Here is a 19,011-nt window from a genome sequence, read left to right as displayed (position 1 = left end):
CCCCCGCAGGCAACAAGGGGCGGAGGGGAAAATCGCCGATCCAGTCGAGCATTACGCGCCGGAACTGAACGCGCTGGAAAAACGTGCGCGCGATTATCTGTCGAGCGCGCCGGCAGGCACGGGCAAACTGCCGCTCACCAAGAGTGATCTGGCCCGGCTAGCCGCGATCCGCAACCGCGCCGTCATCCTTGCGACGATTTCCGGCACCATTTCGGGGTTGATCATCGGCGGCGGCGAAATCTGGATCAGGCTCGGCCTCCTGAACGGCGACCAGCAAAGATCGCTACTGGACGATCCCTGGCTCTGGGCAGGCTTTTATGCCGTCGTCGGCCTTCTCACGATCGTCGAGATTTTCTTCCTCTATTGGAATGCGCTCAACGCCATCACCAGGATCGGCGATGTCGTCGGCCTTGCGATGAAGGACGAGCCAGGTTCCGGTCTGGTCGCGACGGGCCTGGCACGCTCGGCGCTCGAAATCCCCAACCCGCACCGCAAGATTTACGGCATCGATCCCTATGCGAACCTGCCGCGCTGGCGGCTCCTGCTGTGGAACCTCGCCTACAAGGCCAAGGTCGGCGTAACGAGCTTCGTCTTAAGGATTTTGCTACGGCGCGTTTTCGCCCGCGCGGTTTTGCGCGGCTACGTCCCGCTGCTCGCCGTGCCGCTTTATGCGGCTTGGAACGCCTGGATCACATGGGCGGTGATGCGCGAGGCGCGGCTGCGCGCGCTCGGGCCATACGGCGTCGAACAGATCGTCGAGATGGCGGGCCGGCGCGAGGACGAGCCGTGGCGAACCGCCCTCCTTCATGCGGTAGGCGAAACTGTGCGGCGCGGCGGTGACGCGCATCCGACCTATGTTCTTCTTCTCGCTCGCCTGCTTGAAACGCTCGACCGGGAGCGCGACGAGATCGAGGTGGACTGGGCGACGGCAAAGCAGGAAGCACGCGCGCTCGACGAGGAAGGTCGAACGGCGCTCGCCGACCTCATCGCCTGCGTTGCCATCCTGGCCGGCAAGCCGTCAAAATCGCAAGATGAATTGTTGCGCGAACTGAACGAGATCGCCGGGCGGCCGCATGACGCGGAGCGGATCGCAAAGCTGCGCGGCGCTCTGATCGACGGACAGCCTTTCGCAGACGCTTCATGACCGCGAACTTGCACCCTTTCCCCACTTCGTCTATAGCCACGCCACCCGCGTAGACACCCTTGGAGGCAACGCGGGCGATGGCCGCCGGAGCTTGTCGAGCACGGGCGGCTTTCGACGTTTGCGGCACCGGCTTTGCCACCGTCGCAGGCGCTCCAGAAACCTGAAAGGAAATGCCATGAGCCACGAGAGCTACACGCTCGAGGCCGAAGCGCGCGAAACGGTCGGTAAGGGGTCCGCCCGAGCACTGCGCCGCGAAGGCCGCGTACCCGCCGTCATCTACGGCGACAAGCAAGACCCCGTCTCGATCTCGCTCCCCTACAAGGAGCTGTTCATGAAGATCCATGGCGGCGGCTTCAAGACGACCGTCGCAACGATCAAGGTCGGTTCGAAGTCGTACCAGGTCCTGCCGAAGGATTACCAGCTCGACCCCGTCAAGGACTTCCCCGTTCACGTCGACTTCCTGCGCGTCTCGAAGAAGACCGTCGTCACTGTCAACGTGCCGGTCCACTTCCTGAACGAGGAAGCTTCGCCCGGCATCAAGCGCGGCGGCGTTTTGAACATCGTCCGCCACGACGTCGAGGTTCACTGCCAGGCGGATTCGATCCCCGACTCGCTGGACTTCGACCTGACCGGTCTGGAAATCGGCGATTCGATCCACATTTCGGCGACCAAGCTGCCGAAGGGTGTCGAGCCGACCATCACCGACCGCGACTTCACCGTCGCTACCATCGCCGCTCCGGCCGTCCTGACGGCTGAGGAAGAGGCTGGCACGACCGAGGAAGTCGACGCCGAGGCCGTCGAGGTCGAGAACGGCGCCGAAGGCGAAGACGCCGAGGGCGAAGCCGAGGAAAAGAAGGGCGAGTAATCGTCCGGCACGGTCCGGGAGCGTTTGGACATGCGCATCATTGCAGGTCTCGGCAATCCCGGATCGAAATACGAGAACAACCGGCACAATGTCGGGTTCATGGCGGCGGACGCGATTGCCCGCCGCCATTCCTTTTCGCCCTGGTCGAAGAAATTCCAGGCGCTGATCGCGACCGGCATGATCGGCACCGAAAAGGTGCTTTTGATCAAGCCGCAGACCTTCATGAATTTGTCCGGTCAATCCGTCGGCGAAGCCATGCGCTTCCACAAGGCCGACATTTCCGACCTGACCGTGCTTTACGACGAACTCGACCTCGAGCCGGGCAAGGTGCGCATCAAGACGGGCGGCGGCCATGGCGGCCATAACGGCATCAAGTCCATCGACGCGCATTGCGGCAAGGATTACCGGCGCGTGCGGATCGGCATCGGCCATCCGGGCGTCAAGGAAATGGTGACGAACCATGTGCTCGGCGATTTCGCCAAGGCCGATCGCGACTGGCTGGACCCGCTGCTCGACGCCTTTGCGGACCATGCAGAACTGCTCGCCAAAGGCGACGACGCAGGCTTCATGAACAAGGCCGCGCTCAGCCTTCAGGGTAAATCCACCGCGCCTGTCAAAAACGCGCAAAAGCCGAAGGCGCAAAGCCATATAAGGCAGGCGCGCGGAAACGCGCCGCAGGTGAAGATACCCGAGACAGGTCCGATGGCCGCGATGCTGAAAAAACTTTTCGGCAAGGACTGATCCGCGCCCTTTTCGACGGGAACGAAAGAACTGCCGCGCAGTGCTGGCGGAACCGATTGCCGGTTCGCGTCTTTCCACGAAGCAATGACGAAGGTCGATATGCTCGAAGAACGCAATCTGGATTCGATGGAAGCCGTCGTCGACGTCATGGCCGAGGCCGGCGTCGATGAGCGCGTGTGCGTCGGCGACGTTGTCGACGAAATCGACGGCAACGCCTTCGGCCCCCTGATGCTCGTACCGGCCATGATCGCGGTGACGCCCGCCAGCGGCATTCCCGGCATGACCGCGACATGCGGGCTTATCATCGCGCTTATTGCCATCCAGATCGTTCTGCGGCGCAAGGCCTTGTGGCTGCCCGGTTTCCTGCGGCGGCGTTCGATTTCCCGCTCGCGGCTTGAAACCGCTCGCGACTGGCTGGCAAAGCCTGCGCGCGTGATCGACAGGCTGACCGGAAAGCGGCTTACCTTTCTGGTCAAGCCGCCTTTCGATATTGTGCCGGCGCTGATCTGCCTGATGATCGGCCTTTTGATGCCCTTCATGGAGTTCGTGCCTTTTTCCGGCACCATGGCGGGCGCTGCCGTCACCTTGTTCGCGCTTTCGCTCACCACCGAGGACGGCTTGCTCGCGGTGCTCGGCACGGCCTTTCTCGGCGTCGTCGGCTATCTTGGCTTCACCACGGTGACCTGAGCGGGCCTTGACCTTCGCGCACCCAACGCCCATAGCCCTGCCAACGAGAATTCCGTAACAGGACTGCACTTCCATGGGCTTCAAATGCGGCATCGTCGGCCTTCCTAATGTGGGCAAGTCGACGCTTTTCAACGCGCTGACCAAGACCGCCGCGGCGCAGGCGGCGAATTATCCCTTCTGCACGATCGAGCCGAACACCGGCGAGGTCGCCGTGCCGGACCCGCGCCTGAAGGCGATTTCCGGCATCGCGAAATCGAAGGAGATCATCCCGACGCGCATCTCATTCGTCGACATTGCAGGCCTCGTGCGCGGTGCCTCGAAGGGCGAAGGGCTCGGCAACCAGTTCCTCGCCAACATCCGCGAGGTGGATGCCATCGTCCATGTGCTGCGCTGCTTCGAAGATGACGACATCACCCATGTCGAAGGCAAGATCGACCCGGTCGCCGATGCCGACACGGTCGAGACCGAACTGATGCTCTCGGACCTCGAAAGCCTCGAGCGTCGTGCGCTTCAGTTTCGCAAGCGCGCGTCCGCGAAGGACAAGGAGGCTCTGACGGTCCTGCCGATGATGGAAGAGGCGCTGAAGCTTCTCCATGACGGCAAGCCGGTGCGCATGCTCCTGAAGGGTATCGCTCCCGAAGACCTGAAGATCCTGCAGGAACTGAACCTGCTGACGTCCAAGCCGGTGCTCTATGTCTGCAACGTCGCCGAAGGCGATGCGGCTGGCGGCAACGCGCATACTGAGGCAGTTGCCGAGATGGCGAAAGCGCAGGGCGCACATACGGTCGTCATCTCGGCTGCCATCGAGGCCGAAGTCGCACAGCTTTCCGACGAGGACGCCGCCGAATTCCTTGGCGATCTGGGGCTTGAAGAACCAGGCCTCGATAAGCTCATCCGTGCCGGCTACGAGCTTCTCGATCTCATTACCTATTTCACCGCGGGGCCGAAGGAAACGCGCGCCTGGACCGTCGCAAAGGGCTCCAAGGCCCCGCAGGCGGCCGGCGTCATCCACACGGATTTCGAACGCGGCTTCATCCGTGCCCAGACGATCGCGTATAACGACTATGTTGCGCTCGGCGGCGAAACGGCGGCCAAGGAAGCCGGCAAGGCCCGCGACGAAGGCAAGGAATATGTGGTGCAGGACGGCGACGTGCTGCTCTTCAAGTTCAATACGTAAAAACGGTATGCCATGATCCGCGCCTACGCCCTTCGCGACGGTCTGCTCGTCCCGGTCGATCCGCAGGGCGAGGCGCGCGATACGGCCGTCTGGGTGGACATGGTCGCGCCGACAGATGCCGAAGAGGCAATCGTCGAGGAGTGGTTCGGCATCAACGTGCCGACCCGCGACGAGATGGGCGAGATCGAAATCTCCTCCCGGCTCTATACGGAAAACGGTGCCGTGTTCATGACGGCGATCATCGCCGCCAACACGCAACGCGAGCGGCCGGCGGCCGGGCCCGTCACGTTCATCTTGACCAACCGGCGGCTTTTGACGGTGCGCTATGTCGAGCCGTCGAGTTTCACGCTCTTTGCCGAGCGAGGCGCGCGCGTTCAGCTCGGCTGCGAAAACGCGACCGGCATTTTCTTCGCGCTTCTGGAAGCGATCGTCGGGCGTGCTGCAGACGTCCTTGAAAATGTCGGCGGCGACATCGGCGAATTGTCGGAGCGCATCTTTCACCCGGCGGCAACCAAAGCCTCACGTCGCGACCGTGATTTCCAGGCGATCCTGCGCCGGATCGGCCGCAAGGAAGAACTTCTTGCAAGCCTGCAGGAGAGTTTCCACACGCTCCAGCGTCTGGTGAGCTACTGGGTTCACATGTCAGATCAGGAAAAGGCGGGGCGCAACCGCGCCCGGTCGCTGACGCGCGATCTTGCCGCGCTTTCCGACTATGCCGAGCGCCTGTCGAACAAGATCACCTTCCTGCTCGACGCGACGCTCGGCATGATCTCGATCGAGCAGAACACGATCATCAAGATCGTGTCCGTCGCGGCGACGATCTTCCTGCCGCCGACGCTCGTCGCCTCCATCTACGGCATGAATTTCGAGATCATGCCGGAACTGGAGTGGCCCTATGGCTATCCGCTTGCGCTGCTCGTCATGGTTGCCGCGGCGGCGCTGCCGTTCTGGTACATCAAGAAGAAGGGCTGGCTTTGAAACGCGCCTTGCGCGACGCGTGTTCGGCGGGCCAGATTTCGTCGATGCTTGAGGGAGGCATGTGATGAGCGAAAAGCGCTGGGCGTTCGAGGATTTCACCGTCGGACGCGAAATCGAACTGCCGGAAAAGAAGGTCACCGCCGAGGAGATCGTGGAATTCGCCTCGCAGTTTGACGCGCAGCCGATGCATCTCGACGAGGAAGCCGGCAAGGCCTCGATCCTCGGCGGGTTGGCGGCGTCCGGCTGGCACACCTGCGCGATGTTCATGCGCATGATGTGCGATGCCTTTTTGCTGGATTCGACCTCGCAGGGCGCGCCCGGCGTCGATTATGTGCGGTGGAAGAAGCCGGTGCTGGCCGGCGACACGCTATCGGGCGTGAGCCGGGTCGCCGCCGCGCGCGTGTCGGCCAAGCGGCCCAATCTCGGCTTCGTCTCGGTCGAGCACACGATCCGCAACCAGAACGGCGAGATCGTTTGCGAACTCGCCAATACGGGCATGTTCCTCCTGCGCAATCCGAAGGCTGCCGCATGACGCTGGACGACTATCTGAAGGTCAACGAGACGATCACGCTCGGTTCGCACACATTCACCGCTGACGAGATCAAGGCATTCGCCGCGAAATACGACCCGCAGCGCTTCCACATGGACGAGCGAGAGGCCGAGGCCAGCGTCTTCGGCAGGCTGTGCGCGTCCGGCTGGCATACCTGCGCGATGTGGATGCGCTACAATCTGGAAAAGCGTCAGGACATGCTCGGCGAGTGGACCGGAGAAGGCGAAGCGCCCGTCTTTGGCCCCTCCCCCGGCTTCACCAATCTGAAATGGCTCAAGCCCGTCTATGCCGGCGAGACGATCACCTTCACACGCCGGGCACGGGCACACCGGCCGATCGCCTCACGCCTCGGTTGGCACGTGATGACGCTCGACTGCGAAGCGTTCGATTCGACCGGCGACAAGGTACTGGAATTCGAAAGCGCAGTACTGTTGCAGGCAGGCTGAAGCTTACCGCTTAGCGACGATAGCACCAACTGCTCGGTCTTTTTCATCCTCGCTTGAACCGAGACCGGCCGCCACACCCTCGCGATCGGTTTCGGGCCGGTTCTGGCTCATCTTGCGCTTGCCGAAGACGCGGCTGATAGGCAGACGAAAGCCGACGATGCCGCGAAGCTGCGAAGCAACGAACCGCTCGGGTGCATCGGAAACCGCCCACGCGTCGGGGCGGCTTTGCTCATGATGCTCGGTCAGGCGTGTGACGACATCCAGAAGACGATCAGGATCATCGAAGAACTCGACCGGCCCGTGAGCGTGGACGGCGACGTAGTTCCAGGTCGGCACGACCTTTCCATGCTCACGCTTCGAAGCGTACCAGGACGGCGTCACATAGGCGTCCGGACCGGAAAAGATCGCCAAAGCATCGCTAGTAGGCTGAAGCGTCCACTGGTTGTTGGCTTTGGCGACATGGCCGTAAAGCGTGCCTTGTGGCCCCTCGCTCGCTTCGAAAAGCAGCGGAAGCGGCGTTGCGATCAGGCCCTCGCTCGTTGCGGTAACGAGGGTCGCAAGGCCTGCATCTCGCATGATGGTGGCGAGCGCGGCGGGGTCATCCTCACGAAAGGCAGGGGGCGTGTACATCACGGCAGATTATCAGCGATGACGTCACGAAACAGATGTTCCTGCGCCAAATCATTGGTCCAAGTGCATTTCAATCAATTCGGCGCATCATCAGCACTTCGTCTAATGCGACGCCACCCACGATAGTGGCCGAGGGGATGCGGCCGATCACCGTATAGCCCTCGCGCTCATAAAGACGCCGGGCCGGTTCGTTCTGCGCGGCGACGCCGAGTTCGAGTTGATCGATGCCCTGTGCCCGCGCATGGCGTGTCAGAACGTCGAGAAGCCTTTTCGCAAGTCCTGCCCCACGGATGGCTTCGCGCACATAGACCATCACGACCGTCGCGCGGTGGTGTGCATTAGACGAGCGTTCCCGGACATAGCCCATCAGCGCGACCGGTTCTGCGCCGTCGAATGCCGCAAAGGCTGGATTGTCGGTCAGCCGCCGAAGCCATTCGCTATCGTCGAAACGCGCCCAGTCCTCGAACGTACTTACAAACGCGGTCGGATGCAGCCGCAGCGCCTCCAGTCGGATGCGCCGGAACGCGTCGACATCGTCAGGTCCGAGGCGGCGAATGATGATGTCATCCGTCGAGGACATGGTCATCAATGCCCGTCGAACGAGACCAGCGTGCGGACCGGAACGTCGAGCGCTTCGAGCTTCGCCCTGCCGCCAAGGTCCGGCAGGTCGATGACGAAGCAGGCCGCGACGATTTCCGCGCCCATCTGGCGGATGAGCTTGACCGCGCCCTCCGCCGTGCCGCCGGTCGCGATCAGATCGTCAACGAGAATGACCTTTTCGCCGGGCGCGACGGCATCCTTGTGCATCTCCATCTCGTCGATGCCGTATTCGAGCGAATAGGCGACACGAACGGTCTCGTAGGGCAGCTTGCCCTTCTTGCGGATCGGCACGAAGCCGGACGACAACTGATGGGCCATGGCCCCACCAAGAATGAAGCCCCGCGCCTCGATGCCGGCGATCTGCTCGATCTTGGAGCCGGCATAAGGGTGGACGAGTTCGTCGATAGAACGACGGAACGCCCGCGCATCGCCAAGCAAAGTTGTGATGTCGCGAAACAGGATGCCGGGCTTGGGATAATCGGGAATGGTTCGGATCGCCGAAACCAGCGTGTCCTGCAGCGTCGTGGTCATGATCCGGCTCCCGTTTGCTGACATGTTCGATTGAACCCATGAAAAAGGGCGCCAGCGGCGCCCTTCATCTGCATATGTGCCGCTTTCAGTGAGCGTTCGCCCACACTTTGCGCTTGGTCAGATACATCAGCGCAGCGAAACCGACGAGGAAAAGCATCACGACGAAGCCCATGCGCTTGCGCGGCTCCAGATGCGGTTCCGCCGTCCACATCAGAAAGGCAGTTACGTCATGCGCGTACTGCTCGACCGTCTCCGGCGTCTCGTCGTCGTAGGAGACGAGGCCTTCCTGAAGCGGCGGCGCCATCGACAGCGACGTGCCGGAGAGGAAATGCGGGTTGTAGTAGGTGCCCGGTTGCTGCGTGTAGCCTTCCGGCGCATCCTCGTAGCCGGTGAGCAGGTTGTAGACGTAGTCCGGCCCGCTTTCGGCATACTGGGTGAAGATGTCGAACACGAAGGTCGGGAAGCCGCGCTCGACGGCGCGTGCCTTGGCGATCAGCGACAGGTCCGGCGGGGCCGCGCCATTGTTGGAGGCGGCTGCCGCTCGCGCGTTCGCGAAAGGCGACGGGAAATAGTCTGACGGGATGGCCGCACGCGTGAACATCTCGCCATCGGCATCCGGGCCGTCCTCGACCTCGTATTCGGCGGCCAGTGCACGCACCTGCGCATCCGAATAACCAAGATCTTCGAGCGTGCGGAATGCGACGCGGTTCAGACCATGGCAGGCCGCGCAGCTTTCGCGATAGACCTTGAGGCCGCGCTGCAGTTCGCCGCGATCATAGGTGCCGAACGGGCCGGCAAAGCTCCAGTCCTGCTGGACCGGCTTGATGAGCGGGTAATGCGGCGTGCCGCCTTCTTCCGCGCTCATTGCCGCTCCTGTGCTCATCGCGGCAGCTAGGCCGATACCGGCAATCACCTTGAGAACAGTTTTCATTGTCACTTCAGTCCTTTCGAGCCGGCAAGCGGTTCAGCCTTTGGTTTCCGGCGACGCATTGGCGCCGGCGGGCTGGGCAGATGCCGCCCCCTTCTTCTTGCCAAGCACGGCTTCGGTGATCGAGTTCGGCAGGCGCTTCGGCGTTTCGATCAGGCCGAGGATCGGCATCACGACCAGGAAGAACGCGAAGTAGAAGATCGTCGAGACCTGCATCGCCGGGATATACCAGCCTTCCGCCGGGCGCGAACCGAGCCAGCCGAGGAAGATCGAATTGATCACGAACAGCCAGAAGGCGAGCTTGTACCATGGACGGTAGACCGCCGAACGGACACGCGAGGTGTCGAGCCACGGCACGAAGAACAGAACCGCGATGGCGCCGAACATGGCAAGCACGCCGCCGAGCTTGGAATCGATCGGCCCGATGTCGAAGGTGATGGCGCGCAGGATCGCGTAGAACGGCAGGAAGTACCATTCGGGAACGATGTGCGACGGCGTCTTCAGAGCATCGGCCATGATGTAGTTGTCGGCATGGCCGAGATAGTTCGGGATGTAGAAGACGAAATACGCGAACATGATGAAGAACAGCACCATCGCGAACGCATCCTTGATGGTCGCGTAAGGCGTGAACGGAAGCGTGTCCGTCTTCTGCTTGACCTCGATGCCCGTCGGGTTCGTCTGGCCGGTGACATGCAGCGCCCATACGTGCAGGACGACGACGCCCGCGATCATGAAGGGCAGCAGGTAGTGCAGCGAGAAGAAGCGGTTGAGCGTCGGGTTGTCGACCGCGAAGCCGCCGAGCAGAAGCTGCTGGATCCATTCGCCGACCAGCGGAATGGCGGTGAAGAAGCCGGTGATGACGGTCGCGCCCCAGAACGACATCTGGCCCCACGGCAGGACGTAGCCCATGAAGGCGGTCGCCATCATCAGAAGGTAGATGATCACGCCGAGGATCCACAGAAGCTCGCGCGGCGCCTTGTAGGAGCCGTAATAAAGGCCGCGTGCGATGTGGAGGTAGACGGCGATGAAGAACATCGACGCGCCGTTGGCGTGGATGTAGCGCATCAGCCAGCCGGAATTGACGTCACGCATGATCTTTTCGACCGAGTCGAACGCATAGTCGACATGCGCCGAATAGTGCATGGCAAGCACGATGCCAGTGACGATCTGCACGACCAGCATGATCGAGAGAATGCCGCCGAACGTGTAGGCGTAGTTCAGGTTTCGCGGAACCGGGTAGGAAACGAAGCTGTCATGCACCAGCCGCGGCAGCGGCATGCGCGTGTCGATCCAGCGTTCGATGCCGGTCTTCGGCGTATAGGTAGAGTGTCCACCGCTCATGTCTTGATCTTCTCTCTTGCCTTAGCCGATTCTGATGACCGTATCGGAAATGAAGTCGAATACCGGGACGAGAAGGTTCGTCGGCGCGGGACCGACGCGGATGCGACCGGCTGTATCGTAGTGCGAACCATGGCAGGGGCAGAACCAGCCGCCGAAGTCACCGGCCTGACCAAGCGGAACGCAGCCGAGATGCGTGCACGAACCGACCATGACGATCCAGTTCTCGCGCCCTTCGCCGGCCGAGCGGGCCAGGTCGGTGGCGGGTTCGGCGTCCGGCAAATTCTCGTTGCGGGCGACGGGGTCCTTGAGCTGTGCGAGTTCGACGGCCTGCGCCTCTTCGACCTCCTGCTCGGTGCGATTGCGGATGAAGATCGGCTTGCCGCGCCACTGCGCCGTCACCGACATGCCCGCCTCGATCTGCGAGATATCCACGTCGACAGTGGCCAGCGCCAGCGTCGAGGCATCGGGGCGCATCTGGTCGATGAAGGGCCAGACGGCGCCACCCACGGCGACGACGCCTGCCATGCCTGTTGCGATATAAAGAAAGTCGCGGCGGGTCGGCTCGGTCGTATCGTTCACGCTCACGGGACTATGATCCTTATTGCCTCAATTCGACCGCAGGAAAACGTGATGTTCGGTTCCCCGCATCCTTCGTTTCCACGGCCTGAACCAATGGCGTTGGATGCCGGAGGATTCCCCCAGTCATTTGGCGAAGGTTTCTATGCGCGAGCCGGGCGATTGTCCAGCCGTTACAAGGTGTGAGGGCAGATTGTCGCGGCCACCTGTTGATAGCAGGAGACAGGTGCGGCGATCAGCGCGCGCCAAGCCGCGCCAGCACCTCGTCCGGAATGCAGTAGTCGCGGATCGCGTCGTGATGCCGGCGCAAGCCCACGAGTTCGCGCTGGATGAAATAGGCGTGGACGGCGTCTGCCGCCGCCTTTCGCAAGACGATTCGCTCTTCGTCGCGAGTTTCGTGCGCCTTGAGCGCGGCCAGCGTCTCGGCAACGCGCAGCCCCGCCCGGCCGAGCGAGGACGCCATTTCTCCGGCAAGTTCATAGTCGAGCGTGTCAAGACCGGTCTGGACCCGCGCGCCGCCCTGGCCGGGAAGCCGAAGCGCCATCGCCCTACTCCGCCGCCAGATTGTCGGCGAGGAAGCCGCCGGACTGCCGTTTCCACAATTGCGCGTAAAGCCCGTCGCGCGCGATCAGTTCTTCGTGGGTGCCCTCCTCCACGATCCGGCCCTTGTCGAGCACGATGAGCCGGTCGAGCGCGGCGATGGTGGACAGGCGGTGCGCGACTGCGATGACCGTCTTTCCCTCCATCAGCCGGTAGAGATTTTCCTGGATCGCGGCCTCGACCTCCGAATCCAGCGCCGAAGTCGCCTCGTCCAGAAGCAGGATCGGCGCGTCCTTCAGCATCATGCGCGCAATCGCGATACGCTGGCGCTGCCCGCCGGACAGCTTCACGCCGCGCTCGCCGACATGGGCGTCGTAGCCCTTGCGCTCCTTGGGATCGGACACATCCATGATGAAATCGTGTGCCGCAGCATCCCGTGCGCCCTCGAATATCTCCTCTTCGGAGGCATCGGGGCGTCCATAGGAAATGTTATCCCGGATCGAGCGGTGCATCAGCATCGGGTCCTGCGCGACGACGCCGAACTGCGCGCGAAGCGAGGCCTGCGTGATGTCGCGGATGTCGCGCCCGTCGAGGAGAATACGCCCATCCTCGACGTCGAAAAGGCGCAGCATCAGATTGATGAGCGTAGTTTTGCCCGCGCCGGACGGGCCGACGAGCGCGACCTTTTCGCCCGGTTTGATATGCAGATCGAGCCTGTCGACGATGCCGCCTTCTTCCCTGCCATAATGAAAGGAGACGTTCTCGAAACGGATATCGCCCGTCGCGCGTGGGATCGTCACGGCGTCGGGCCGGTCGACAAGAGCCGGTTCGACCGAGATCGTGCCGGTCGCGTCCTGCACGGTCGCGAAGTTGCGGATCAGCCCGTTGATGTTGAACATCATATAGCCGGACATCTGATTAAGCCGGTAGGCGAGGCCCATCGCCGCCGCGATCGCGCCGGTCGTGGCGGCGCCGGCCATCCAGCTTTGCAGCGCAAGCAGGAACACTGCCGCCATCATGAAGCCGTTGATGATGGCGACGGCCGCGCGCACGCGCGTGATCGAACGCGTCAGCGTCTTTACGGCGCGTAGATAGCTCGCCATCCCCTCGCGCACATAGGAGTGCTCGCGCCCGCCATTGTCGAACAGCTTGACGGCGAGGATGTTCGTGAAGGCGTCGACCAGCCTTCCGTTGACGATCGACCGCTCGTCGGCCGTCTTTCTGCCCGCCGCACGCAGTGGCGGCAGAAGCTTCCAACCGGCAACACCATAGGCTGCGAGCCAGAGGCCGAGAACGGCGAGCATCCACGGATCGACCGCGAACATGATGCTGGCGGCGAGAACGAGGAAGGTCAGGAAGCCCCAGACGGTCTGGAGCGAGGAGATGATGAAGTCGCCCGTCGCTTCTGCGCCTTGCGTGATCTTGGTCGCGATACGGCCGGCGAAATCGTTCTGGAAAAAAGTATAGGGCTGGTCGATCACACGCTGGAACGCCTGCCAGCGCACGCGCTGATAAAAGTTCGGCGCGATCGTCTGCTCTTCGACGACGGTCTGAAAGATAAGCGCCACCGCACGCGCGACGAGGACCAGCAGGAGATAGGCGAGGATGGCCCAGCCATAGTCGGCCAGAAGCGCCGATGGCGCGGACGTATCGAGAATGTCGATGATCCGCCCAAGCGCCCAGTAGAGCCCGGCATCGACCGCACCGGCCAGACCGCCCGCCAAAAGCAGCATCACGAAAGACCACGGCGCCTGCCGCGCGAAGAAGACGATGAAGGCGAACGCCTCGCGCGGCAAAACCTTGCGCGACGTATCGGCGAACGGGTCGATGACGTTCTCGACCCGCTGCCAGGCACGCTCGGTGATGCCGTTGTTCTTGCCTTCGACGTTCTCGCTCATTCCGCGGCGATGTCCTTCGCGTCCGGTTCTGCCTCGTCGGGAAGAAGAAAGCCGCCCGACTGACGGTTCCACAGATGGGCGTAGAGCCCGCCCGCCGCGATCAGCTCGTCATGCGTGCCGTCCTCGACGATATGGCCCTTGTCCATGACGATCAGGCGATCCATCGCCGCGATGGTCGACAGGCGGTGCGCGATGGCGATCACGGTCTTGCCTTCCATCAGGCGATAGAGGTTTTCCTGGATCGCCGCCTCGACTTCCGAATCGAGCGCCGACGTCGCCTCGTCGAGGATCAGGATCGGCGCGTCCTTCAACATGACGCGGGCGATCGCGACGCGCTGGCGCTGACCGCCGGAAAGCTTCACGCCCCGCTCGCCGACATGGGCGTCGAGGCCCCTGCGACCTTCGGGATCGGACAGCCCGCCGATGAAATCGTGCGCCTCGGCGCGGCGAACGGCTTCCAGCATCATCTCCTCCGTCGCGTCGGGGCGACCGTAGAGAATGTTGTCGCGAACCGAACGATGGAGCAGCGATGTATCCTGCGTGACGACACCGATATGGGCGCGCAGACTCTCCTGCGTCACGTCGGAAATGTTCTGCCCGTCGATCGCCAGGCGTCCGCCCTCGACGTCGTAGAAGCGCAGGAGAAGGTTGACCAGCGTGGACTTGCCCGCGCCCGAACGGCCGACGACGCCGACCTTTTCGCCCGGCCGGATTTTGAGGTCGAGTTCCTCCAGAACGCCCTTGTCCTTGCCGTAGTGGAACCGGACATTGTCGAAATCGATCGCCCCCTTTTCGACGACGAGCGCTTTCGCGTCCGGCTTGTCGTCGACGACGCGCGGCAACGAGATCGAGGAAATGCCGTCCTGAACGGTGCCGACATTTTCGAACAGCGCGGTCAGTTCCCACATGATCCACTGCGACATGCCCCAAAGACGCAGGACGAGGCCGAGCGCGACCGCGATGGCACCGACGGTGACGGCTTCGATCTGCCACAGCCAGATGCCGAGCGCGGCGACTGCGGCAAGGCAGATCGAGTTGATCGCGTAGAGCAACCCGTAAAGCCCCGTCACGAGGCGCATCTGGCGATAGACGGTGTCGAGGAATTTCGACATGCCGTCGCGCGCAAAGGACGCCTCGCGTCTGGCATGGCTGAAGAGCTTCACCGTCTGGATGTTGGCGTAGCTGTCGACGACCCGGCCCGTCATGATCGAGCGTGCATCGGCCTGCTTTTCGGAGATGCGGCCAAGGCGGGGCACGAAATAGCTCATCAGGGCCACATAGGCGGCCAGCCACGCGACCAGCGGCATGGCCAGACGCCAGTCCGAAGACGCGACGATGAAGATCATGCCGACGAAATAGACGACGACATAGTTGAGCACGTCGAAGGTCTTGATGACCGTCTCGCGCACGGCGAGCGCTGTCTGCATCAGCTTAGTGGCGATGCGTCCGGCAAACTCGTCCTGATAGAAGGTCATCGACTGCTTCAGGAGATAGCGGTGAACCTGCCAGCGGATGCGCATCGGATAGTTGCCGAAGAGGGTCTGCTGCTGGAGCAGCGAATGCAGCCACACCATGATCGGCAGGCCGAGCAGTACGATCGACGCCATGCCGGCGAGACGCCAACCCTCGTCGGCAAGGAACGTTTCGCGATCCTGCGCCGACAGCCAGTCGACGATGTTTCCCAGGAAGGAAAACATCCAGACTTCGGTGATCGCGATCCCCGCCATCAGGATCGCGGCCGGGATCAGATAGGGCCACGCACCCTTCGTGAAGTGCAGGCAAAAGGCGAACAGGGTCTTCGGGGGCTCGACGGGCTCTTCAAGCGGGAACGGGTCGAGGCGGGATTCAAACCAGCGGAACATCAGTCGGTCTCGTTTCAAATTCTGGTGCGGCAATCGGGACGAACGGGGTCCGGTGCGCTCAATATTCTCGGATCGGTGAGCGCCTCGCAGGACGAAACCTGTTCCGCGACGCTCATATAGGGTGCCCGCTCGACGCTTCCCATCGCCCCGCCGGCTGCCGACAGGGCAAGCGCGAAAGCGGAAACGAGAAAGAATGCGGCGACGCCGCCGGAAAAATCGGCGGCGGGATCGGGCGGAAACGGCCGGGGCCGCGAGAAAAATGGGGTCGACATGGCAAAATCCAGATAAGTCCGGGCGGGGCCGGCGGATTTCGCGATGCGTGCCTAATCTGTCAGTAAGGTATCGATCCGAAAGCCGCCGTCAGGCGATCACGCCTGCTGGGGTTCGCAGGCGGGAGAAGAGAAGAACCATCTGAATGTTCATCGCTGCCTCCAGCTTTCGGATTGAATAGGGTTTGGGCATATACCCCGATTCTGACCGTATGGCCACCCCCTTTCCCTATCGTGAGCTCCATGCCCCAGAATTGGTTTCGCCGTTCGAGCATGCGTCGTCTCCACTGTTGCAAATCGATCGCCCGGCAAGCTACAAGTTCAAGTGAACTTTAAGTCAACACGGATTTTGGCGCTTTTCTCATGTCCGCATCGATGCTGACGATCACGGAGGTTTCACGGCGCGCCGGCGTCGCGTCCTCCGCATTGCGCTACTATGAGGAGCGCGGGCTGATCGCGTCTGAGCGTGCCGGCTCCGGCCATCGCCGATATGCGCGCGCGGTGCTGCGCCGCCTCGCTTTCATCGCCTTCGCGCAGCGCATCGGACTTTCGCTGGACGAGATCGGCGACGAACTCGGCAGATTGCCTGCCGACCGCGTGCCGGGTCGCGGCGATTGGGAAAGGCTTTCCTCAACATGGCGCGACCGGATCGAGGCGCGCATCGCCGAACTCGAACGTCTTCGCGAAAGCCTGGGCGAATGCATCGGCTGCGGGTGTCTTTCATTGAAACATTGCAAGCTCGCCAATCCGCAAGACCGCGCGGCACGCGGCGGGCCAGGAGCGCGCTACTGGATCGGCGACGACAAGGGCGATAGCAAGGAGGATGCCGCATGAGCGGACCGCGCATCGCGCTCTACCAGCCGGACATCGCTGGCAATACCGGCACGATCCTGCGTCTGGCCGCCTGTCTGGCGCTAGAGGTCCACATCATCGAGCCAGCCGGTTTCGACCTGTCCGACCGTAATTTGAAGCGCGCCGGCATGGACTATCTGGAGATGGCGGCCCTGACACGGCATGTCGACTGGGAAGCGTTCGAGGCTTGGCGACGCGAAGATGGCGCACGGCTGGTGCTTTTGACGACCAAGGCCGACGACGCCTACACCGACTTTTCCTATCTGCCCGGCGACGTTCTGCTTTTCGGACGCGAATCGGCCGGCGTGCCGTCAAACGTGCATGAGGCTGCCGATTACCGCCTGACGATCAAAATGCGCGAAAATGCGCGCAGCCTCAATCTGGCGATGAGCGTGGCGATGGTCGCGGGTGAAGCGCTAAGGCAAATGTCGTCGGTAAAAGACTGATGCGCACCGAACGGAAGGAAACGCCGTGACAGATCCAATCAAGGGCGAAACCAATCTGACGTCAGGCGATATTCTGCGCGTGTCGCTGCGTCTGTATGTCAGGTATCAGGTCCTCTTTAGCGGAATTGTCGCTATCGCAGTCGTTCTCTTCTCCTGGGGGCGCCCATGGTCCGCGCTGGCCGACGACGCCCGGCAGATCGGGCCTATCCTGCTGCCAGTCTTCATCCTCATGCTGTTCATGCCGCACGCCGTCACGATGTTCCATTTGATGCGGCGACCCGCCACGGACAGGCAGGTCGCCTATGAAATCGGCACCGACACGATGACCATTCGCGATGGGGCGGGTGCGGCACAGTCCATTCCCTGGTCGCTCGTTACCCGCACCAAAATCCGAAACGATATTCTGTTCGTGAAACTTCGCATCGGGGCCTGGCGCGTCTTTCTGCTGCGCGCGTTCGCGCCGGACGAGCGCGCGCGCCTGATCGAACGTGCAGCCACCATATCGAGCCGAAAGTGAAGCTGCTCAGTCTGCCGTCGGCAGGCGGCGAATGGTGAATTCGATGATGTCGTCGGGGCGTTCGGCCCAGCTTTCGATCTCGGTCCAGTAGGCTTGCTTGGGCCAGCGGTCGAACCATTCGCGCGCCTTTTCGCGCGCATCGGGACGTGGCAGACGAAACGTTTCGCGCACGAAGCCGTCGCGCGGATGGGCTTCGCCTTCCGCACGATGTTTTTTCAGGCTGCGCCTCAACCCTTCCAGAGGTGGTCTGGCCGGAACCCGCAAGAAAAGAACTCCTTGACCCCAACGATCAACAGATTAGGGATCAGGGCCGCAAATTACGAGTCAATTGTTCACGGCCTGCGAGCGACCGCAGCCTTCATGGAGACCTGAATGGAGCGCCCCGAAATCCCAGCCGGCCTGCCAGACGACATCGAGACCAAGAAGGCGGCCGCCAAGGCATGGTTCGAGGAGCTGCGCGACAGGATCTGTGCCGGTTTCGAAGCGATCGAGGACGATCTGTCGGGTCCGCACGCCTCATGGGCGCCTGGGCGGTTCGAAAAGACCGAATGGCTGCGCGAGGACGGCAAGGGCGGCGGCGGCGTCATGTCCATGATGCGCGGGCGCGTCTTCGAGAAAGCGGGCATCCACACCTCGACCGTGCATGGCGAATTCTCGCCCGAATTCCGCAAGCAAATTCCCGGCGCGGAGGAAGATCCAAGCTTTTGGGCAAGCGGCATCTCGCTCATCGCCCATCCGCATAATCCGAACGTGCCGGCGGTCCACCTCAACACGCGCATGATCGTAACGTCGCGGCAATGGTTCGGCGGCGGTGCGGATTTGACGCCGGTGCTCGACCGGCGGCGCACACAGGACGATCCTGACACGCTCGCGTTCCACAAGGCGATGAAATTCGTCTGCGACAAGCACAAGGCAGTCGTCGACTACGACAGGCTAAAGGCGTGGTGCGACGAATATTTCTATTTGCCGCATCGTGACGAGGCGCGCGGCGTCGGCGGCATCTTCTACGACTGGCTGAAAAGCCCGCAGGAGACCGGCGGCTGGGACGCCGACTTCCGCTTCACTCAGGATGTCGGCCGCGCGTTCCTCGTCGTCTACAACCATCTGGTGCGCAAGAACTTCAACGAGAACTGGACCGACGCCGACCGCGAGGAACAACTGATCCGCCGTGGACGCTATGTCGAGTTCAACCTGCTCTACGATCGCGGCACGATTTTCGGCCTCAAGACGGGTGGCAACGTCGATTCCATCCTGTCCTCTATGCCGCCCGAGGCGAAATGGCCGTGAGGCCATTCTGGGGTAAGCGGCAAATCGGCAAGCTCGTCCGGTGATAGGCTCTGCAATTGCGGGTGATCGAGCGGATCGGCGCGCGAGGGAGGAACGGTGAACACCCTCCAGAAAAACTGAAACATGATGACAGCCTCCGATAATGG

At 62.4% G+C, this 19,011-nt stretch carries 23 protein-coding genes; 12 read left to right on the top strand and 11 right to left on the bottom strand.

Features of this window, described 5'->3' with window-relative positions; genetic code table 11:
* Nucleotides 1–31: 31 nt before the first annotated feature.
* The 8 genes from ACX82Z_RS02525 to ACX82Z_RS02490 all read left to right on the top strand — a co-directional run bounded on the left by ACX82Z_RS02525 (nt 32) and on the right by ACX82Z_RS02490 (nt 6,588).
* Nucleotides 32–1,144, top strand: a complete 1,113-nt coding sequence (locus ACX82Z_RS02525) for an LBF_2804 family protein (RefSeq protein ID WP_459911591.1) — start codon at nt 32–34, stop codon at nt 1,142–1,144.
* Nucleotides 1,145–1,319: 175 nt separating this feature from the next.
* Nucleotides 1,320–2,009 carry a 50S ribosomal protein L25/general stress protein Ctc gene (locus tag ACX82Z_RS02520; RefSeq protein ID WP_459586575.1) on the top strand — a complete coding sequence of 230 codons (690 nt, stop codon included), beginning with the start codon at nt 1,320–1,322 and terminating at the stop codon, nt 2,007–2,009.
* 30 nt (nt 2,010–2,039) lie between these two features.
* Nucleotides 2,040–2,750, top strand: a complete 711-nt coding sequence (pth, locus tag ACX82Z_RS02515; RefSeq protein WP_459586574.1) for an aminoacyl-tRNA hydrolase — start codon at nt 2,040–2,042, stop codon at nt 2,748–2,750.
* 84 nt (nt 2,751–2,834) lie between these two features.
* Nucleotides 2,835–3,437, top strand: a complete 603-nt coding sequence (locus tag ACX82Z_RS02510; protein WP_459586573.1) for an exopolysaccharide biosynthesis protein — start codon at nt 2,835–2,837, stop codon at nt 3,435–3,437.
* Between the two features lie 73 nt (nt 3,438–3,510).
* The gene (gene ychF / locus ACX82Z_RS02505; RefSeq protein WP_459586572.1) at nt 3,511–4,614 is read left to right on the top strand and encodes a redox-regulated ATPase YchF; all 1,104 of its coding nucleotides are present in this window, start codon (nt 3,511–3,513) and stop codon (nt 4,612–4,614) included.
* Nucleotides 4,615–4,626: 12 nt separating this feature from the next.
* Entirely contained in the window at nt 4,627–5,592 is a 966-nt protein-coding gene (locus ACX82Z_RS02500) for a magnesium transporter CorA family protein (RefSeq protein WP_459586571.1), read from the top strand.
* 64 nt (nt 5,593–5,656) lie between these two features.
* Complete coding sequence (locus tag ACX82Z_RS02495) at nt 5,657–6,124, top strand: MaoC family dehydratase (RefSeq protein ID WP_459586570.1); 468 nt, start codon at nt 5,657–5,659, stop codon at nt 6,122–6,124.
* A complete protein-coding gene (locus ACX82Z_RS02490; protein ID WP_459586569.1) occupies nt 6,121–6,588 on the top strand; it encodes a MaoC family dehydratase in 468 nt (155 codons plus the stop codon). Before ACX82Z_RS02495 ends, ACX82Z_RS02490 begins: the two co-directional genes overlap by 4 nt.
* A gap of 3 nt (nt 6,589–6,591) precedes the next feature.
* On the opposite strand, the gene ACX82Z_RS02485 is transcribed toward ACX82Z_RS02490, so the two are convergent.
* The 10 genes from ACX82Z_RS02485 to ACX82Z_RS02440 all read right to left on the bottom strand — a co-directional run bounded on the left by ACX82Z_RS02485 (nt 6,592) and on the right by ACX82Z_RS02440 (nt 15,766).
* On the bottom strand, nt 6,592–7,218 hold the full coding sequence (locus tag ACX82Z_RS02485) for an FMN-binding negative transcriptional regulator (protein ID WP_459586568.1): 627 nt from the start codon (nt 7,216–7,218) through the stop codon (nt 6,592–6,594).
* 70 nt (nt 7,219–7,288) lie between these two features.
* Nucleotides 7,289–7,804: an N-acetyltransferase family protein gene (locus ACX82Z_RS02480; protein ID WP_459586567.1), complete on the bottom strand. Its 516-nt coding sequence runs from the start codon at nt 7,802–7,804 to the stop codon at nt 7,289–7,291.
* The gene (locus ACX82Z_RS02475; RefSeq protein WP_459586566.1) at nt 7,804–8,349 is read right to left on the bottom strand and encodes an adenine phosphoribosyltransferase; all 546 of its coding nucleotides are present in this window, start codon (nt 8,347–8,349) and stop codon (nt 7,804–7,806) included. The genes ACX82Z_RS02480 and ACX82Z_RS02475 overlap by 1 nt, the downstream gene beginning before the upstream one ends.
* An 85-nt stretch (nt 8,350–8,434) precedes the next feature.
* Nucleotides 8,435–9,280 carry a cytochrome c1 gene (locus ACX82Z_RS02470; protein ID WP_459586565.1) on the bottom strand — a complete coding sequence of 282 codons (846 nt, stop codon included), beginning with the start codon at nt 9,278–9,280 and terminating at the stop codon, nt 8,435–8,437.
* Between the two features lie 33 nt (nt 9,281–9,313).
* Nucleotides 9,314–10,618 (bottom strand): cytochrome b, encoded by a 1,305-nt coding sequence (locus tag ACX82Z_RS02465; protein ID WP_459586564.1) that lies wholly within the window; start codon nt 10,616–10,618, stop codon nt 9,314–9,316.
* A gap of 21 nt (nt 10,619–10,639) precedes the next feature.
* On the bottom strand, nt 10,640–11,203 hold the full coding sequence (gene petA, locus ACX82Z_RS02460; protein ID WP_459586563.1) for a ubiquinol-cytochrome c reductase iron-sulfur subunit: 564 nt from the start codon (nt 11,201–11,203) through the stop codon (nt 10,640–10,642).
* A 226-nt stretch (nt 11,204–11,429) separates the two neighbouring features.
* Nucleotides 11,430–11,738: a DUF6665 family protein gene (locus ACX82Z_RS02455; protein WP_459586562.1), complete on the bottom strand. Its 309-nt coding sequence runs from the start codon at nt 11,736–11,738 to the stop codon at nt 11,430–11,432.
* 4 nt (nt 11,739–11,742) lie between these two features.
* Complete coding sequence (locus ACX82Z_RS02450) at nt 11,743–13,632, bottom strand: ABC transporter ATP-binding protein (RefSeq protein ID WP_459586561.1); 1,890 nt, start codon at nt 13,630–13,632, stop codon at nt 11,743–11,745.
* Complete coding sequence (locus tag ACX82Z_RS02445; protein ID WP_459586560.1) at nt 13,629–15,494, bottom strand: ABC transporter ATP-binding protein; 1,866 nt, start codon at nt 15,492–15,494, stop codon at nt 13,629–13,631. Before ACX82Z_RS02445 ends, ACX82Z_RS02450 begins: the two co-directional genes overlap by 4 nt.
* A 14-nt stretch (nt 15,495–15,508) precedes the next feature.
* On the bottom strand, nt 15,509–15,766 hold the full coding sequence (locus tag ACX82Z_RS02440; RefSeq protein ID WP_459586559.1) for a hypothetical protein: 258 nt from the start codon (nt 15,764–15,766) through the stop codon (nt 15,509–15,511).
* Between the two features lie 360 nt (nt 15,767–16,126).
* On the opposite strand from ACX82Z_RS02440, the gene soxR reads away from it, so the two are divergent.
* Genes soxR through ACX82Z_RS02425 form a run of 3 tightly spaced genes read left to right on the top strand, consistent with a single transcriptional unit; the run spans nt 16,127 to nt 17,578 of the window.
* Nucleotides 16,127–16,597, top strand: coding sequence for a redox-sensitive transcriptional activator SoxR (soxR, locus tag ACX82Z_RS02435; RefSeq protein WP_459586558.1), 471 nt, complete (start codon nt 16,127–16,129; stop codon nt 16,595–16,597).
* Nucleotides 16,594–17,061: a tRNA (cytidine(34)-2'-O)-methyltransferase gene (locus ACX82Z_RS02430; RefSeq protein ID WP_459586557.1), complete on the top strand. Its 468-nt coding sequence runs from the start codon at nt 16,594–16,596 to the stop codon at nt 17,059–17,061. The genes soxR and ACX82Z_RS02430 overlap by 4 nt, the downstream gene beginning before the upstream one ends.
* A 25-nt stretch (nt 17,062–17,086) precedes the next feature.
* Nucleotides 17,087–17,578, top strand: coding sequence for a hypothetical protein (locus ACX82Z_RS02425; protein WP_459586556.1), 492 nt, complete (start codon nt 17,087–17,089; stop codon nt 17,576–17,578).
* Between the two features lie 6 nt (nt 17,579–17,584).
* On the opposite strand, the gene ACX82Z_RS02420 is transcribed toward ACX82Z_RS02425, so the two are convergent.
* On the bottom strand, nt 17,585–17,842 hold the full coding sequence (locus tag ACX82Z_RS02420; RefSeq protein WP_459586555.1) for a hypothetical protein: 258 nt from the start codon (nt 17,840–17,842) through the stop codon (nt 17,585–17,587).
* Between the two features lie 108 nt (nt 17,843–17,950).
* Here ACX82Z_RS02420 and hemF point away from each other — a divergent pair, with 108 nt between their 5' ends.
* Nucleotides 17,951–18,865 carry an oxygen-dependent coproporphyrinogen oxidase gene (gene hemF / locus ACX82Z_RS02415; protein ID WP_459586554.1) on the top strand — a complete coding sequence of 305 codons (915 nt, stop codon included), beginning with the start codon at nt 17,951–17,953 and terminating at the stop codon, nt 18,863–18,865.
* Nucleotides 18,866–19,011: the final 146 nt, after the last annotated feature.

The sequence above is a fragment of the Aliihoeflea sp. PC F10.4 genome (assembly GCF_054612275.1).
The sequence above is the reverse complement of the archived record's forward strand: the minus strand, read 5'-3'. Positions and strand labels throughout refer to the sequence as shown.

Excerpts from the sequence above, each read along its gene's own strand:
- ACX82Z_RS02520 (WP_459586575.1), top strand. The coding sequence starts at position 1,320 with ATGAGCCACGAGAGCTACACGCTCGAGGCCGAAGCGCGCGAAACGGTC.
- pth (WP_459586574.1), top strand. The coding sequence starts at position 2,040 with ATGCGCATCATTGCAGGTCTCGGCAATCCCGGATCGAAATACGAGAAC.
- ACX82Z_RS02510 (WP_459586573.1), top strand. The coding sequence starts at position 2,835 with ATGACGAAGGTCGATATGCTCGAAGAACGCAATCTGGATTCGATGGAA.
- ychF (WP_459586572.1), top strand. The coding sequence starts at position 3,511 with ATGGGCTTCAAATGCGGCATCGTCGGCCTTCCTAATGTGGGCAAGTCG.
- ACX82Z_RS02500 (WP_459586571.1), top strand. The coding sequence starts at position 4,627 with ATGATCCGCGCCTACGCCCTTCGCGACGGTCTGCTCGTCCCGGTCGAT.
- ACX82Z_RS02495 (WP_459586570.1), top strand. The coding sequence starts at position 5,657 with ATGAGCGAAAAGCGCTGGGCGTTCGAGGATTTCACCGTCGGACGCGAA.
- ACX82Z_RS02490 (WP_459586569.1), top strand. The coding sequence starts at position 6,121 with ATGACGCTGGACGACTATCTGAAGGTCAACGAGACGATCACGCTCGGT.
- ACX82Z_RS02485 (WP_459586568.1), bottom strand. The coding sequence starts at position 7,218 with ATGTACACGCCCCCTGCCTTTCGTGAGGATGACCCCGCCGCGCTCGCC.
- ACX82Z_RS02480 (WP_459586567.1), bottom strand. The coding sequence starts at position 7,804 with ATGACCATGTCCTCGACGGATGACATCATCATTCGCCGCCTCGGACCT.
- ACX82Z_RS02475 (WP_459586566.1), bottom strand. The coding sequence starts at position 8,349 with ATGACCACGACGCTGCAGGACACGCTGGTTTCGGCGATCCGAACCATT.
- ACX82Z_RS02470 (WP_459586565.1), bottom strand. The coding sequence starts at position 9,280 with ATGAAAACTGTTCTCAAGGTGATTGCCGGTATCGGCCTAGCTGCCGCG.
- ACX82Z_RS02465 (WP_459586564.1), bottom strand. The coding sequence starts at position 10,618 with ATGAGCGGTGGACACTCTACCTATACGCCGAAGACCGGCATCGAACGC.
- ACX82Z_RS02455 (WP_459586562.1), bottom strand. The coding sequence starts at position 11,738 with ATGGCGCTTCGGCTTCCCGGCCAGGGCGGCGCGCGGGTCCAGACCGGT.
- ACX82Z_RS02450 (WP_459586561.1), bottom strand. The coding sequence starts at position 13,632 with ATGAGCGAGAACGTCGAAGGCAAGAACAACGGCATCACCGAGCGTGCC.
- ACX82Z_RS02445 (WP_459586560.1), bottom strand. The coding sequence starts at position 15,494 with ATGTTCCGCTGGTTTGAATCCCGCCTCGACCCGTTCCCGCTTGAAGAG.
- ACX82Z_RS02440 (WP_459586559.1), bottom strand. The coding sequence starts at position 15,766 with ATGTCGACCCCATTTTTCTCGCGGCCCCGGCCGTTTCCGCCCGATCCC.
- soxR (WP_459586558.1), top strand. The coding sequence starts at position 16,127 with ATGTCCGCATCGATGCTGACGATCACGGAGGTTTCACGGCGCGCCGGC.
- ACX82Z_RS02430 (WP_459586557.1), top strand. The coding sequence starts at position 16,594 with ATGAGCGGACCGCGCATCGCGCTCTACCAGCCGGACATCGCTGGCAAT.
- hemF (WP_459586554.1), top strand. The coding sequence starts at position 17,951 with ATGGAGCGCCCCGAAATCCCAGCCGGCCTGCCAGACGACATCGAGACC.